The sequence below is a fragment of the Stenotrophomonas sp. YJH_SMC_16 genome (assembly GCF_059367875.1).
The window spans coordinates 164,672-179,683 of sequence record NZ_JCAFRH010000001.1 but is presented as its reverse complement, the minus strand read 5'-3'; the positions used below and the strand labels follow the sequence as shown (position 1 = coordinate 179,683).

12 protein-coding genes are annotated in these 15,012 nt (G+C 67.9%); 11 read left to right on the top strand and 1 reads right to left on the bottom strand.

Going from position 1 to position 15,012, the window contains the following annotated elements; genetic code table 11:
- Positions 1–69 precede the first annotated feature (69 nt).
- Positions 70–2,493 carry a penicillin-binding protein 1A gene (locus AC5P6E_RS00780; RefSeq protein ID WP_191863580.1) on the bottom strand — a complete coding sequence of 808 codons (2,424 nt, stop codon included), beginning with the start codon at positions 2,491–2,493 and terminating at the stop codon, positions 70–72.
- A gap of 219 nt (positions 2,494–2,712) precedes the next feature.
- Here AC5P6E_RS00780 and AC5P6E_RS00775 point away from each other — a divergent pair, with 219 nt between their 5' ends.
- The 11 genes from AC5P6E_RS00775 (at position 2,713) to AC5P6E_RS00725 (ending at position 14,979) form a co-directional block, all read left to right on the top strand.
- Positions 2,713–3,771, top strand: coding sequence for a pilus assembly protein PilM (locus AC5P6E_RS00775; RefSeq protein ID WP_010484061.1), 1,059 nt, complete (start codon positions 2,713–2,715; stop codon positions 3,769–3,771).
- Entirely contained in the window at positions 3,771–4,667 is an 897-nt protein-coding gene (locus tag AC5P6E_RS00770; RefSeq protein ID WP_329835457.1) for a PilN domain-containing protein, read from the top strand. The genes AC5P6E_RS00775 and AC5P6E_RS00770 overlap by 1 nt, the downstream gene beginning before the upstream one ends.
- Positions 4,664–5,320, top strand: coding sequence for a type IV pilus inner membrane component PilO (locus tag AC5P6E_RS00765; RefSeq protein WP_049410131.1), 657 nt, complete (start codon positions 4,664–4,666; stop codon positions 5,318–5,320). The genes AC5P6E_RS00770 and AC5P6E_RS00765 overlap by 4 nt, the downstream gene beginning before the upstream one ends.
- A gap of 26 nt (positions 5,321–5,346) precedes the next feature.
- Positions 5,347–5,853 carry a pilus assembly protein PilP gene (locus AC5P6E_RS00760; protein ID WP_010484064.1) on the top strand — a complete coding sequence of 169 codons (507 nt, stop codon included), beginning with the start codon at positions 5,347–5,349 and terminating at the stop codon, positions 5,851–5,853.
- Positions 5,854–5,874: 21 nt separating this feature from the next.
- A complete protein-coding gene (locus AC5P6E_RS00755) occupies positions 5,875–7,848 on the top strand; it encodes a type IV pilus secretin PilQ (RefSeq protein ID WP_312250923.1) in 1,974 nt (657 codons plus the stop codon).
- 173 nt (positions 7,849–8,021) lie between these two features.
- Entirely contained in the window at positions 8,022–9,047 is a 1,026-nt protein-coding gene (locus AC5P6E_RS00750; protein ID WP_019659996.1) for an AAA family ATPase, read from the top strand.
- Positions 9,048–9,055: 8 nt separating this feature from the next.
- A complete protein-coding gene (locus AC5P6E_RS00745) occupies positions 9,056–9,985 on the top strand; it encodes a DUF58 domain-containing protein (protein ID WP_010484067.1) in 930 nt (309 codons plus the stop codon).
- Positions 9,982–10,431 (top strand): DUF4381 family protein, encoded by a 450-nt coding sequence (locus tag AC5P6E_RS00740; RefSeq protein ID WP_019338745.1) that lies wholly within the window; start codon positions 9,982–9,984, stop codon positions 10,429–10,431. Before AC5P6E_RS00745 ends, AC5P6E_RS00740 begins: the two co-directional genes overlap by 4 nt.
- Positions 10,428–11,432, top strand: a complete 1,005-nt coding sequence (locus tag AC5P6E_RS00735; protein ID WP_019338744.1) for a vWA domain-containing protein — start codon at positions 10,428–10,430, stop codon at positions 11,430–11,432. Before AC5P6E_RS00740 ends, AC5P6E_RS00735 begins: the two co-directional genes overlap by 4 nt.
- A complete protein-coding gene (locus tag AC5P6E_RS00730) occupies positions 11,429–13,267 on the top strand; it encodes a tetratricopeptide repeat protein (protein ID WP_019338743.1) in 1,839 nt (612 codons plus the stop codon). Before AC5P6E_RS00735 ends, AC5P6E_RS00730 begins: the two co-directional genes overlap by 4 nt.
- Positions 13,264–14,979, top strand: a complete 1,716-nt coding sequence (locus AC5P6E_RS00725) for a BatD family protein (protein WP_329835454.1) — start codon at positions 13,264–13,266, stop codon at positions 14,977–14,979. Before AC5P6E_RS00730 ends, AC5P6E_RS00725 begins: the two co-directional genes overlap by 4 nt.
- The last annotated feature ends 33 nt before the right edge of the window (positions 14,980–15,012 follow it).

Here is a 15,012-nt window from a genome sequence, read left to right as displayed (position 1 = left end):
GAAGCCGAGCATGGGCTCGGCTCTACAAAGGGCAGCGCCAACCAAGGTTGGCACCCACCTGTCCCTTCCTCAGAAGATATCGAACGCGGCGGCGTCGGCCTGCGGCGTATTGAGGTTCAGGTCGTAGTCGGTCAGGCGGTCCATGTCTTCCACCTTCACCCACTCGGTCGCGCCATTGAGGGTGGCCTGGACCATGCCGCTGGGCGGATCGTTCTGCGCGATCGGGGTGTCCTTCAGCGCGGTGCGCATGTAGTCGATCCAGATCGGCAGGGCGGCTTTGCCACCGTATTCGCGGTAGCCCAGTGAGCGGAAGTCGTCGCGGCCCACCCACACAGTGGTCACGTACGGGCCGCCGAAGCCGGAGAACCAGGCGTCACGGTGGTCGTTGGTGGAGCCGGTTTTGCCGCCCACGTCCTCGCGGCCGAGTACCTTGGCCTGGGCACCGGTACCGCGCTGGACCACGTCGCGCATCATCGACACCAGCTGGTAGGCGGTGCGGGCGTCGATCGCGCGCGGGGCGGTGCGGGCATCGGGGTTGACCGGCGCGGCCGGGGTCTCGGCCTTGGCTTCGGCCTTGGCCGCAGCGGCCGGGTCCACCTTCGGGGCCGGGGCGCCGAAGTTGAAGCCGTCCACCACCTGGTTCACCGGCTGGTCGCTGCTGCCGGCGCAGTCGCGGCAGGCCAGGGCAGGATTTTCCTTGAACACCAGGTTGCCGTCGCGGTCATTGACCTGATCAATCAGCCAGGTGTCCACGCGCGAGCCGCCGTTGGCGAACACAGCGTAGCCACGGGCCACCGACAGCGGGGTGAGCGACGCCGTACCCAGCGACATCGACAGGTTCGGCGGCAGTTCCGATTCGGCGAAACCAAATTCGCTGATGTACTTGCGCGCGTAGTCCACGCCCATGCCATCAAGCAGGCGCACCGAGACCAGGTTGCGCGACTGCACCAGTGCTTCACGCAGGCGCATCGGGCCGCGGAAGCCGCCGCCGTCGTTCTGCGGCGCCCAGGTCTTGCCGCGGCGGTCGCGGAACACGACCGGTGCGTCGAGCACGATCGAGGCCGGGTTGTAGCCCTTGTCGAAGGCCGCGGCGTAGATGAAGGGCTTGAAGCTCGAACCCGGCTGGCGGCGGGCCTGGGTGGCACGGTTGAACTTGTTGCCGGAGAAGCTGAAACCGCCAACCAGCGCCTTCAGCGCGCCGCTGTGGGCATCCAGCGAGACCAGCGCGGACTGGCCGCGCGGGAGCTGATCCAGCAGCCACTCACCTTCCTTGGCACCGGCACGCACGCGCACGATGTCACCGCGCTGCACCAGCTTGCCCGGGGTCTTGTTGGTCCACTTGGCGGCACCGGCCGGCAGCACGATCTCGCTGCGGTTGGCCAGCACCACGGTGGCGCTGCCATCGGCACCGGTGCTGGCAACGATGGCCGGCAGCAGGCCGGCCTGGCCGTACAGGCCACGCAGGTGCTCGGCCAGGGCGGCGGCGTCTTCGCCGGCACCCACCTGGACCTGCTTCTCCACGCCGTGCCAGCCGTGGCGGTGGTCGTACAGCAGCAGGCCGTCGCGCACCGACTGGTTGGCGGCGGTCTGCAGGGTCGAATCGATAGTGGTAGTGACGTGGTAGCCCTTGTTGACCACGTCACCGCCGAAGCGGGCGATCATTTCCTGGCGCACCAGCTCGGCCACGTACGGGGCATCGACCTGCACCGGCGGCTCATGCGCGGTGGCGTGCATCGGCACGGCCTTGGCCGCGTCGGCCTCGGCCTGGCTGACGAACTTCAGGTCGGCCATGCGCTGCAGCACATAGTTGTCACGACGCTGGCGGGCGCGCTCCGGGTTGGAGATCGGGTTGCCCGACGAGGGGAACTTGGGGATGCCGGCCAGCGAGGCCATCTCGTCCAGGTCCAGCTCGTTCAGCTTCTTGCCGTAATAGAACTCGGCGGCGGCGGCCACGCCGTAGGCGCGGTTGCCGAAGAAACTCTTGTTCAGGTACAACTCGAAGATCTCGTCCTTGCTCAGCTCGGACTCGATCTTCCGCGCCAGCAGGATCTCGGCCAGCTTGCGGGTGTAGCTGTACTCGGAGCTGAGGAAGAACTGGCGGGCCACCTGCTGGGTGATGGTGGAGCCACCCGGCACGCGCTTGTCGTTGGTGGTGGCCAGCAGCCACACCGCACGGCCGATGCCCATGTAGTCCACGCCGCCGTGCTCGTAGAAGCGGGCGTCCTCGGTGGCCAGGAAGGCCTGCTTCAGGCGCTCGGGCACGTCCTTCATGGTGATCGGGGTACGCCGGGTCTCGCCGAACACCGCCATCAGCTTGCCGTCGGCAGCGTAGACGTACATCGGCTCCTGCATTTCCACGTCGCGCAGGGTCTGCACGTCGGGAAGCTTGGAGGACACGGCGTAGTACAGACCGCCTACGGCGGCCGCGCCGATCAGCGCCAGGACCAGGACAATCAGGAAGATCCAGCGCAGCCAGCGGCGGAGTCGAGTCATCGGGTTCAGATTCCGATTGCGAATTTCGTGGTCGCAGAGTATAGATTACGCAAGGTGGCGGCTGGGGTCGTCGCCGGGGAGCGCAAGGGGAACAGTCAGGGGCTGCATGGTGAATCCGTGAGGGACTTCACAGCAGGGCCGTTGCCATTTGCTAAGAATACGTTATTAATGCTCGGGCGCAGGTCTTGCGTCCAAGTGCCCGTCGGCAGGGGAGAAACCGTGGGGCTCATCCCAAAAAGTCAGTCGCCGCTTGTAGGCGTCGACATCAGTTCGACTGCGGTAAAGCTTTTGCAGCTGTCCCGCAGTGGCAACCGTTTTCGTGTGGAACATTACGCCGTGGAACCTCTTCCGCCGAACGCGGTGGTGGAGAAGAACATCGTGGAAGTGGAGGCCGTGGGTGAGGCCATCCGCCGTGCGATGAACCGCTCGGGGAGCAAGGCCAAGCTGGCCGCTGCCGCCGTCGCCGGTTCGGCGGTGATCACCAAGGTGATCCCGATGCCGGCCGAGCTCGACGAAAACGACATGGAAGCCCAGATCGAGCTGGAAGCGGTCAACTACATTCCGTACCCGATCGAGGAAGTGAACCTGGACTTCGAGGTGATCGGGGCGATCCCGAACAACCCGGAGATGGTCCAGGTGCTGCTGGCCGCGTCGCGTTCGGAGAACGTGGAACTGCGCCAGTCGGCCCTGGAACTGGGGGGCCTGCAGGCCAAGGTGATGGACGTGGAGGCCTTCGCGGTCGAGAACGCCTACGCCCTGGTCGCCAGCGAGCTGCCGGTGTCCATCGAGGGCGTGGTCGCGCTGGTCGATATCGGCGCCACCATGACCACCCTCAACGTCCTGCGCGGCGGCCGCAGCCTGTACAGCCGCGAACAGGTGTTCGGTGGCAAGCAGCTGACCGACGAGATCATGCGCCGTTACGGCCTGAGCTACGAGGAAGCCGGCCTGGCCAAGCGCCAGGGTGGGCTGCCGGAAAGCTACGAGATGGAAGTGCTGGAGCCGTTCAAGGAAGCCACGGTCCAGCAGATCAGCCGCCTGCTGCAGTTCTTCTACGCAGGCAGCGAGTTCAACCGCGTTGACCACATCGTGCTGGCCGGCGGCTGCGCCGTGCTCGGCGGCCTGCCGGAAATGGTCGAGGAACAGCTGGGCGTGCCGACCGTGGTCGCCAACCCGCTGGCGCAGATGACCCTGGGGCCGAAGGTGAACGCACATGCGCTGGCCCAGGATGCCCCCGCGCTGATGATCGCCACCGGTCTGGCGCTGAGGAGCTTCGACTGATGGCACGCATCAATTTATTGCCCTGGCGCGCCGAGCGGCGCAAGCAACGCCAGCGCGAGTTCTACGCAATGCTGGGCATGGCCGCTGTCGGTGGCCTGCTGCTGTCGCTGCTGATCTGGTTCTATTACGACCGCCAGGTGAGCGGCCAGATGGACCGCAACGCCTATCTGGAAGCCGAGATCGAAAAGGTCAAGGAACAGAACAAGGAGATCGACCGCCTCGACGCGCAGAAGGAACGCCTGCTGGCCCGCAAGAAGGTCATTGAGGAACTGCAGGCCAAGCGCTCGCAGATGGTGCACCTGTTCGATGCGCTGGTGCGCACGATTCCCGATGGCCTGGTGCTGACCGCGCTGAAGCAGGAAGGCGACGTGCTGACCCTGGAAGGGCGCACCCAGTCCAACGCCCGTGTTTCGGCGTACATGCGCAACCTGGAGACCTCCGGCTGGATGACCAACCCGGAACTGTCGATCATCGAAGCGCGTGATCCCGAGAAGGACAAGGACGGCAAGGTTGGCCCGCTGGCCGACATCAAGGCGCTGCCCTATGTGTTCGTGGTCAAGGTGAAGCTGCCGGCACAGAGTGAGGAAGTGGCCGGTACGCCAGGCCTCAACGCAGACGGTTCGGTGGCAACGCCGGCTCCGCCTGCAGTAGCCCCGCTTGCCGCCGGCCCGGATGCAGCAGCGCCCGCCGCACCGGCCGCAGGCCAGCCCGCTGCTGCCCCGGCTGCACCTGCACCTGCACCCGCACCCGCTCCGGTCAACGCACCTGCTGCCACCCCGGCCGCGCCGAACCAGCCGGCAGCCCCGGCTGCCAAGCCTGCGCCGAAGCCCGAGGGCAGCCGCCTGGCGCAGCCGCCGCAGGCCTTCAACGCCCCGCTGCAGGGGGATCGCGCATGAGCCAGAAAATCGATCTGAAGAACCTGGATTTCAACGACATCGGCAACTGGCCGCAGAAGGCCAAGATCGTCTTCTGCTCGCTGTTGGCGCTGGTGATCATGTTCGTTGCGTGGATGCTGCTGATCAGTGGCAAGCGCGAGGAACTGGCCGGCCTGGAATCGAAGGAAGTCGACCTGCGTGCCGAGTTCACCAAGCAGCAGGAGCGCGCGGTGAACCTGGCACCGCTGAAGCAGCAGCTGGCACAGATGGAACAGGTGCTGCAGCAGATGTTGCGGCAGCTGCCCAGCAAGACCGAAATGCCGGACCTGATCATCGACATCTCGCAGACGGCGTTGTCCAGCGGCCTGACCAACGAGCTGTTCGAGCCGGAGCAGGAGCAGGTCAAGGAGTTCTACGCCGAAAAGCCGATCAAGCTGCGCATGGTGGGCAGTTACCACCAGTTCGGTGCTTTCGTCAGTGGCGTGGCGTCGCTGCCGCGCGTGGTCATCCTGACCATGCACGACATCAACCTCAAGCCCAAGGACAAGGCCAGCGGCAACGCCCGCAGCGGTGCGCTGGAGCTGTCCGGCACGGTCAAGACCTATCGCTATCTGGACGAGACCGAGGTGCAGGCACAGCAGGCGGCTGACGCCGGCAAGGAGGAGAAGAAGTGATCCGTTCCCTCTTTGCGCGTTGTGGGATGGCTGCCGTCGTGCTGATGCTGGCTGCGTGCGGCCGCGATGTGACCAGCACGCCGGGTGATGCACCGAACCTTGAAAAGTGGGTGGAAGGCGAGCGTGCCCGACCGGCGCAGCCGCTGGAGCCGCTGCCGGTGATGCAGCAGTTCGAAACCTTCGAATACTCCGCACAGGGTCTGCGCGACCCGTTCACCGATGCCTGGACCAATCCGCAGCAGGGGAATGGCGGATTGCGTCCGGATCCGAACCGGCGCAAGGAGCCGCTGGAAGGCTTCCCGCTGGATGCACTGGACATGGTCGGTACCATCGGCACCGGCGCCGCTACCGTGGCGCTGGTGATGGGGCCGGACAAGGTGACCTACCGGGTACGCCCGGGTGGGTACCTTGGGCAGAGCGACGGGCGGGTCACGGCGGTCTTCGAGGACCACGTGGAGCTGATCGAACTGGTGCCGGATGGCGCGGGCGGCTGGCTGGAACGGCCGGCAACGCTCTCGCTTGAAGATCAATGATCGTTTACTGGGGATAGCACGATGACCTTTCACCAAGCCAAGGGGCTGCGTCCCATCCGGCGCTCTACCTTGAACCGTGTCAGCGCGTTGGGAGTCGCGCTGATGCTGGCCTGCGCTCCGGCGCTGGCCGCCGCACCGGCCGAGAAGCCGGTGGGCGCCACTGTGGCACCGGCGGCAGCGCCGGCGGGCCTGTCGGTGGCCAAGATCGATTTCAAGCGCGGCGATGATGGCGCCGGGCGCCTGATCGTCCAGTTCGACGGCCAGGGCGCGGTGCCGGACCTGCGGACGCAGGGCAGCAGCGTGGTGGTCGATGTCGGTAACGCCCGACTGCCGGCCAACCTGCAGAAGCCGATGAACGTCACCGACTTCGCCACGCCGGTGCAGCGCATCGACGCCAAGCCGTCCGGTGCCGGTACCCAGCTGGTGCTCAGTACCGGTGGCGCGGTGGAGTCGCTGGCCTACCAGAGCGGCAACGAGTACGTGGTGGAGATCAGCCCGCGGCAGGCGCCCGCCGCGGTGGGCGCGGTCACCGCCGGCAGCGTCACCCAGGCCGCCAAGGCCGTGGGGCAGCGTGGCTTCACCGGCAAGCCGGTGACCTTCAACTTCCAGGACGTGCCGGTGCGCACCGTGCTGCAGTTGATCGCCGAAGAATCCAATCTCAACGTGGTGGCGTCCGATTCGGTACAGGGCAATGTGACCCTGCGCCTGGTCAACGTGCCGTGGGACCAGGCGCTGGACATCGTGCTGCGTGCCAAGGGCCTGGACAAGCGTCGCGATGGCAGCGTGATCTGGGTCGCTCCGCAGGCTGAGCTGGCCAAGTTCGAGCAGGAGAAGGAAGACGCGCGCATCGCCATCGAGAACCGCGAAGACCTGGTCACCGATTACGTCCAGATCAACTACCACAGCGCCACGCAGATCTTCAAAGCGCTGACCGAGGCCAAGGGCATCGGTGGCGGGAGTGGTGGCGGCAATGGCGGTGGTGGCGGTTCGTCGCAGGAAGACAGTGGTTTCCTGTCCTCGCGCGGCCGTATCGTGGCCGACGAGCGCACCAACACGCTGATGATCAGCGACATCCCGAAGAAGATCGCGCGCATGCGTGAGCTGATCGGCGTGATCGACCGCCCGGTCGACCAGGTGCTGATCGAAAGCCGCATTGTCATCGCCACCGATACCTTCGCCCGCGAGCTGGGTGCGAAGTTCGGCATCAGCGGCAGCCGCGACAACGTGTACTTCAGCGGCAGCCTCGCTGCCAACGAGGAAACCCGCAAGTCGCAGGTCGATACGGCACTGGCCAACGCCAAGGCGGTCCGTGAGTGGCAGGCGGGTGGCAGCGTCGGCCCGGCCCCGGTTCCCAGCGGCCCGACCATCAAGCGCGGCCTGAACTGGAACCTGCCGGTGGCTACGGCCAGCAACCCGGGTTCGTTGGCGCTGTCGATCCTCAACGCTGGCTACCTGCTGGACGTGGAGCTGTCGGCCATGCAGGAAGAGTCGCGAGGTGAGGTGATCTCCAACCCGCGCGTGGTTACCACCAACCAGCGCGAGGCGATGATCAAGCAGGGCAAGGAAATCGGCTACGTCACCATCAGCGGCACCGGTGCTGCCGGTGGTGCTGGCTCCACCCCGAACGTGCAGTTCAAGGAAGTGGTGCTGGAACTGCGGGTGACCCCGACCATCACCAACGACAACCGCGTGTTCCTCAACATGCAGGTGAAGAAGGATGAAGTCGACCGCCTGATCGAGCTGCAGGGCTACGGCACGGTGCCGTCGATCAACCGCCGCGAGGTCAACACTGCGGTGCTGGTCGAGGATGGGCAGACCGTGGTCATCGGTGGTGTGTACGAGTTCACCGACCGCAGCAGCATCAGCAAGGTGCCGTTCCTGGGCGACGTGCCGTTCCTGGGCAACCTGTTCAAGAAGCGTGGCCGCAACAAGGACAAGGCCGAGCTGCTGGTGTTCGTGACGCCGAAGGTGTTGCGCGTGGCCAAGCAGAACTAAGCCCGCGCCACCCGCGAAACGAAGAAGGGCCGCCATGCGCGGCCCTTCTTCGTTTCCACCCGGAGATCCACGCCATGCGTGGATGGGCCGTTCAGCCGTTCTTGATGCCAATCGCAAGGCACCCTGCGATGATGTCGGGAACCCGTGCCGTCCCGCGCCGGTCAAAGGCCCCCATGAACCTGCCACCGCCGATGCCCGAAACCGTCTCGCCGCCGCCCGCGCCGGCCACCTCCCGCCTGCATGGCGCCTTCACCCAGCTGCGCGATGCCCTGTCGGCCGAGATCGTCGGCCAGGCGGCACTGGTCGAACGCCTGCTGATCGCGCTGCTGGCCGATGGCCACCTGCTGGTGGAGGGCGCTCCGGGCCTGGCCAAGACCACGGCGATCCGTGCGCTGGCCTCGCGCCTGGAGGCTGACTTCGCCCGCGTGCAGTTCACCCCGGACCTGCTGCCGGCCGACCTGACCGGCACCGAGATCTGGCGCCCGCAGGAAGGCCGCTTCGAATTCGTACCCGGACCGATCTTCCACCCGATCCTGCTGGCCGATGAAATCAACCGCGCGCCAGCCAAGGTGCAGTCCGCATTGCTGGAAGCGATGGGCGAGCGCCAGGTTACCGTTGGCCGCCACACCTACGCGCTGCCGCCGCTGTTCCTGGTGATGGCCACGCAGAACCCGATCGAACAGGAAGGTACCTTCCCGCTGCCGGAAGCACAGCTGGACCGCTTCCTGATGCATGTGCGCATCGGCTACCCGGACCAGGCCGCCGAATCGGAGATCCTGCGCCTGGCCCGCGAGCGTGCCCGCGGCGCGTTGGGCGAAGCCGCACCGGCGCCGGAAAAGCTGCCGATGCAGGATGTGTTCGATGCCCGCCGCGAAGTGCTGGACCTGCACATGGCGCCGGCGCTGGAACGCTACCTGATCGAGCTGGTGCTGGCTTCGCGTGATCCGGCGCGCTATGACGCTGGCCTTGGCCGCCGCATTGCCTGGGGCGCCAGCCCGCGCGGTTCCATCGCACTGGAACGCTGCGCGCGTGCGCGCGCCTGGCTGGCCGGCCGCGATTTTGTCACCCCTGATGATGTGCGTGCGGTTGCCGCCGACGTGCTGCGCCATCGCGTGCTGCCCAGCTACGAAGCTACTGCCGAAGGCTGGGATGGCGAACGCCTGGTGCAGGAGCTGCTGGCCCGGGTGCCGGCACCCTGAGCCTGCGCATGACCGATCCATCCCTGCACCACGCCTCTTCCGTCAGCGACGGTGACGGGCTGCGCCCGCAGCTGTCCGAACTGGTGGCCTTGCGCCGCCTTGCACAGCGTCCGCCGCCGCCACGCCGTGGCCGTGCCGGCAACGCCGGGCAGGCGCCGTCACCGCTGCGTGGGCGTGGCATGGAATATGCCGAGTCACGCGAGTACGTGGCCGGTGATGATGCGCGGCATATCGACTGGCGGGTGACCGCACGGACCGGTCGTGCCCATACCAAACTGTTCCAGGCCGAACGCGAGCGGGTCAGCCTGATCGTGGCCGATACCTCGCCGGCCCTGTACTTCGGCACCCGCGTGCGCTTCAAATCGGTGCAGGCCGCACGTGCAGGCGCCGTCGCCGCGTGGTCGGCGCAACGTCGTGGCGATCGCATCGGTGCCCTGCGTGGCAGCGACCGTGAACCACCGATCGCACCGGCAGGAGGCCCGCGCGGCGTGCTGCGCGTGCTGGATGCGCTCACCCGCTGGTATGCGCAGCCCCCGGCCGATGACCTTGGCCTGGAACGCGCGCTGGACCATGCCGGTCGCGTCCTGCGCCCGGGTGCACGTGTGCTGGTGCTGGCCGATCCGCAGCAGGCCATCCGTATTCCGCCTGCGCGCTGGAGTGCGCTGGCCCAGCACCATGACCTCAGCCTGGTGCTGCTGGTCGATCCATTGGAACTGCAGCCTCCGTCGGCCGCGCTGCAGTTCCAGACCCTGCACCAGCGCATCGGCCTCGACCTGCGGCGCAGCGAGGTGCAGGCTCATTGGCAGGCCCACTTCGTCGAACCGCTGCAGGAACTGCGGCGCCAGCTGGGAGCGCGTCGCGTCGATGTGCAGGTGCTGTCCACCGATGCGCCCAGCGATGCCTGGCTGGCACCATCCCCCACCGAGGTGCCGGCATGAGCGCGAACCTGCCGCTGCGCGATGTGCAGCTGCCGCCGGCCCCATCGTGGTGGCCACCGGCACCGGGCTATCTGATGATCGGCGGCGTGGTGCTGCTGTTGCTGGTGGCGATGGCCTTCCTGTGGTGGCAGCGCCGCCGACGCTGCCAGCGCTGGTTGCAGCTGTTTGATCAGGAGCTGGCAACCACCGCCGATGCGGCTGCCGAACTGGCGGCGATCGCAGGGCTGCTGCGTCGCGCTGCACGCCAGGCACAGCCCGGCAGTGAATCCCTGCGCGATGACGCCTGGTGGCGGCGCGTGGATCCGGAAGGCACGCTGCCCGCGGCACGTCGCAGTCTGCTGGCCGAAGGTGCCTATCGCCCGCGGGTGGACGCCAACGATGTGGCGGCGCTGCGCAGCTGGGCGCGCGAGCGCTACCTGGCCATGCTGCTGGAGCGCCGCCGATGAACCTGCTGGCAAGTTACTGGCCATGGCCGGACCTGCAGCTGGCGTGGCCGCTGGCCCTGCTGGCGTTGCCGTTGCCGTTGCTGATGCGCTGGTGGAAGCGTCGTGCCGACCCCGGCGCTGCGCTGCGCGTGCCCTATGCAGCGACGGAACTGGAAGCGCTGGCCGGTGGCGGCCGCGTCGATGTGTCGTGGCTGCGCACGCTGCTGTTGTGGCTGGGCTGGTGCGCGCTGTGCATCGCACTCACGCGCCCGCAGCAGTTGGGCGAGGCCATCACCCCGCCGCAGCAGGGCCGGCAGATGATGCTGGCGATGGACGTGTCCGGCAGCATGGGCGAGGGCGACATGGTGCTGGGCGGGCAGGCGGTGGATCGCCTGACCGCGGCCAAGGCCGTGCTCGCCGATTTCCTTGATCGTCGTGCCGGTGATCGCATCGGCCTGCTGATCTTCGGCGACCGCGCCTACACGCTTACGCCGCTTACTGCCGATCTGGCCAGCGTGCGCGACCAGCTGCGCGACAGCGTGGTCGGCCTGGCCGGGCGCGAGACGGCCATCGGTGATGCCATCGGCCTGGCAGTGAAACGCCTGCGCAGCCAACCGGAGGGGCAGCGCGTGCTGATCCTGCTGACCGACGGCGTCAGCAACGCCGGGGTGCTGGAGCCGCTGCGTGCGGCGGAAGTGGCCCGCGCCGAAGGTGTACGCATCCACACCGTCGCGTTTGGTGGCGATGGCAGCATGCGCCTGTTCGGCATTCCCATTTCCGCCGACCAGGATCCGGTCGACGAGGCCACGTTGAAAAAGATTGCCAGCATGACCGGTGGCCAGTTCTTCCGCGCCCGCGATACCGCGCAGCTGGCCGGCATCTACGCCGAACTGGACCGGCTGGAGCCGATCGCGGCGAAGGGGCCAAGCCTGCGACCGCGCGAGGAGCGCTATGCCTGGCCGTTGGGCCTGGCGTTGTTGCTGGGTGCGTTGGCATGGGTGTGGCCGGAGCGCCGCCGATGATCGCGTTGGCATCCCATCTTCCCGACTGGAATGCGCTGCACTTCCTGCGCCCGGAATGGCTGTGGGCCTTGCTGGCATTGCCGCTGATCCTCGCGCTGGCGTTGTACCGGCAGCGGCGCAGCGATGTGTGGCGAACAGCAGTCGATGCCCACCTGTTGCCGCATCTGCTGGCTGCGGGCACGCGCCGCCGTGCACGCCTGCCCTGGGCCGTGCTGCTGGGCTGGACGCTGGCCTCGCTGGCCATGGCCGGGCCGAGCTGGCGCCAGCAGGCACAGCCGATGTTCCAGGCCAGCGCACCGCTGCTGGTCGTGCTGGATCTGTCCAGCCGGATCAATGCCACCGACCTGCCGCCGTCGCGCCTGCTGCAGGCCCGGGCGAAAGTGGGTGAGCTGCTGCGTGCCCGCCAGGGCGGACAGGTGGGCCTGGTGGTCTACGCCGAGGATGCCTACACCGTGGCGCCGCTGACCGACGACGGCAGCAACGTTGCGCTGTATCTGGACGCGTTGTCGCCGGATGTGATGCCACGCGACGGCCACCGTGCCGACCGCGGTATCGACTGGGCGACGCGGTTGATGCGCCAGATCGGGGCATTGCGGGGGCAGATCCTGCTGGTGAGCGATCAGGCGGATGATGAAGCGGCACTGGCCGCCGCGCAGGCGCGCAGCCTCGGCCTGCAGGTGTCGGTACTGGGCCTGGGCACAGCTGCCGGTGCGGCGTACCGGGATGGCAGTGGGCAGATCCGCCAGGCTGCGCTGGATGAAGGCAGCCTGCGTGCGGTGGCTACCGCCGGTGGTGGCCGTTATGCACGCATCGCCGCCGATGACAGTGATCTGCGCGCACTGGGTGTACTGGATGCACGCGAAGGTACTGCGGCGCAGCGGCCCGGCGAGGGCAAGCAATGGCGTGATGAAGGGTTCTGGCTGCTGCCACCGGTGATGCTGCTGGCGCTGCTGGCCTTCCGCCGCCGCGCGCTGCTGGCGGCGGTGCTGGCGGTGGGCCTGCTGCCGTGGATGAGTGATGTGCAGGCGCAGGCACCCGCCGTGCCGGCTTCACCGCCGGTGCAGGGCACACTGTGGAAGCGCGCCGACCAGGTGCAGCACCAGCGTCTGGCCGAAGGTGCGCAGGCGTACCGCAATGGCGATTTCGCCAGTGCCCGCAAGCAGTTCGAGGGCATCGACAGCGATGCGGGCTGGTACAACCTGGCCAATGCACTGGCCCGCCAAGGCAACTACGACGAAGCCATTGCCGCCTACGACCGCGCGCTGGCACTGCATCCCGGCATGGCCGACGCGGTCGCCAACCGCGCCGTGGTCGATGCCGCGCGCAAGCGCAAGCAGTCGGGTGGCAAAGGCCAGGATCAGCAGAAGCCACCGCAGAACGGGCAGCAGAAGCCACCGCAGAACGGCCAGGGGCAGCAGAATCCGCAGGGCCAGCAGCCGCAGCAGGGCCAGCAGAATCCCGGCCAGGGCCAGCCGCAACCGGGCCAGCAGGGGCAGCCCAAGCCCGGTGACGACAAGAACCCGTCGAGCCCGCAGCCCGGCGAGCGCGGGCGCGATGGACAGCAGGCGCCACCACAGGTGGAGGATGCCAAGGCACAGGCCCAGGCGGATGAGCAGCAGCGCCAGCGCATGCAGCAGGCAATGCAGCAGGCACGTGAGGGCAAGGGCGAACAGGATGGCAAGCCCGTGCCAGGCAGCGACGGCACCACCCCGCGCCAACGCGAGGAGCAACAGGCGGTGGAGGCGTGGATGCGGCGCGTACCGGATGATCCGGGCGCATTGCTGCGGGCCAAGTTCCAGCTGGAAAACGAACGCAGGAAGAGGGAAGGGCGATGACGCGGGCGACGAACATGCACGGGCGCTGGCCGCTGCAGGTGTTGGCGGCACTACTGCTGTGGCTGCCGCTGCTGGCGTGGGCGCAGCCGCGCGCGTGGCTGGACCGCGACCGCATCGCGATGGGCGACACGGTCACCCTCAATGTCGAGAGCGATCAGGGCGCGCCAGACTTCACGCCGTTGCGTACCGACTTCGATCTCAGCGGCCAGACCAGCAGCCGTCAGGTGGAGTGGAGCAATGGCAGCATGCAGCAGCGCAATCTGTATGGCGTGGCACTCACGCCGCGGCGTAGCGGTGCACTGGTGGTGCCGGGCCTGCAGGTGGGCAGCGTACGTACTGCGCCGTTGACCCTGCAGGTGGATGCCGCTGCCGTGGCCGGCCCCGACAGCAACGCGGTGGCCTTCATCGAAACCGTCGTCGATGACGAGACGCCGTATGTGCAGCAGAGCGTAGGCGTGGTGGTGCGGTTGTATTTCGCTTCGCAGCTGGCCTCCGGCGAACTGGTGCTGGATACCCCGGCCGGTGCGTCGTTGCAGCGGGTGGGCGATGACCGCACCGATGTGCGGCAGGTCAATGGCCGCCGCTACAACGTGGTCGAGCGGCGCTTCCTGCTGATTCCTGAGCGCAGCGGTGCACTTCGGCTGGCCGGTGCGCGTTTCAGTGGGCGCAGTGCCGGTGGCTTCTTCGACGACTTCTTTGGCGGCGGCGACGGGCGGATGAATGCCACCGGCGCCGACCGCACGTTGCAGGTACAGGCACAGCCGGCACAGGCGCCGCAGCCGTGGCTGCCGCTGCAGGGCCTGCAGCTGCGCTACACCAGTGCACCGACCAGCGCACGTACCGGTGAGGCGGCCAACGTGGTGGTCGAGGCGATTGCCGACGGTGCCACCCGCGCGCAGTTCACCGACCTGCCGGTGCCCGACGTCGGCAGCGCCGCACAGGTGTTCGCCGAACCGGCGCAGTACGAAGAGACCTTCAACGGCAGCACGCCGCGCCTGAAGATCACCCGCCGTTATTCGATCGTGCCGCGCCAGCCGGGTTCGCTGGTGGTGCCGGGGCCGCGCCTGCCGTGGTGGGATGTTCGTGCGGGCAAGCCACAGGAAGCGAAGCTGCCGGACCTGACACTCGCCGTCGCAGCCGGTAATGGCGGTGGCAGTGCTTCACCTGCGCCGCTGCCGCCGATCGACACCGATGCTGCGCTGCCGGGGGGCGATGGCCAGGACAGTCGTATCGCGGCCACCGATCCGCGCGCCAGCGGCCTGGCCGAGCGTCCGTGGCCATGGATGGGCGCCGCCATCGGCCTGGCGCTGCTGTGGCTGCTGACCCTGTTGTGGGGCTGGCAGCGTGGCCGTCGCCCGCGCGTGGCGTCGCCTGAGGCGGGCAGGGGGGCTGTGCCGGCTGTGGCGACTGGACGTGCCGGCCTGGCCGAACTGCGCCGCGCGCTGGATGGTGAAGGCTTCGATCAGGTAGCAGCTCAGCTGTGCGCGATGGCCGGCGTTGAACGCATCGAGCAGGTCATCGCGCGGTTGGATGACCCGGCCCAGCGCCAGGTGCTGCAGGACCTGCAACAGGCCCGCTGGGGCGGGCAGGGTGATCTGGCGCCGCTGCGCACGCGCCTGCGCGGGGTCTTCCGTGACGGACCGCACTGGTCGGCGGCGGCGATCACCGCTGACACTGGCCTGGCGCCGCTGTATCCGCCGCGGCGAACCTGAACCGGCGCCGCTTGCGCGCTTTGTTAGAGTGCA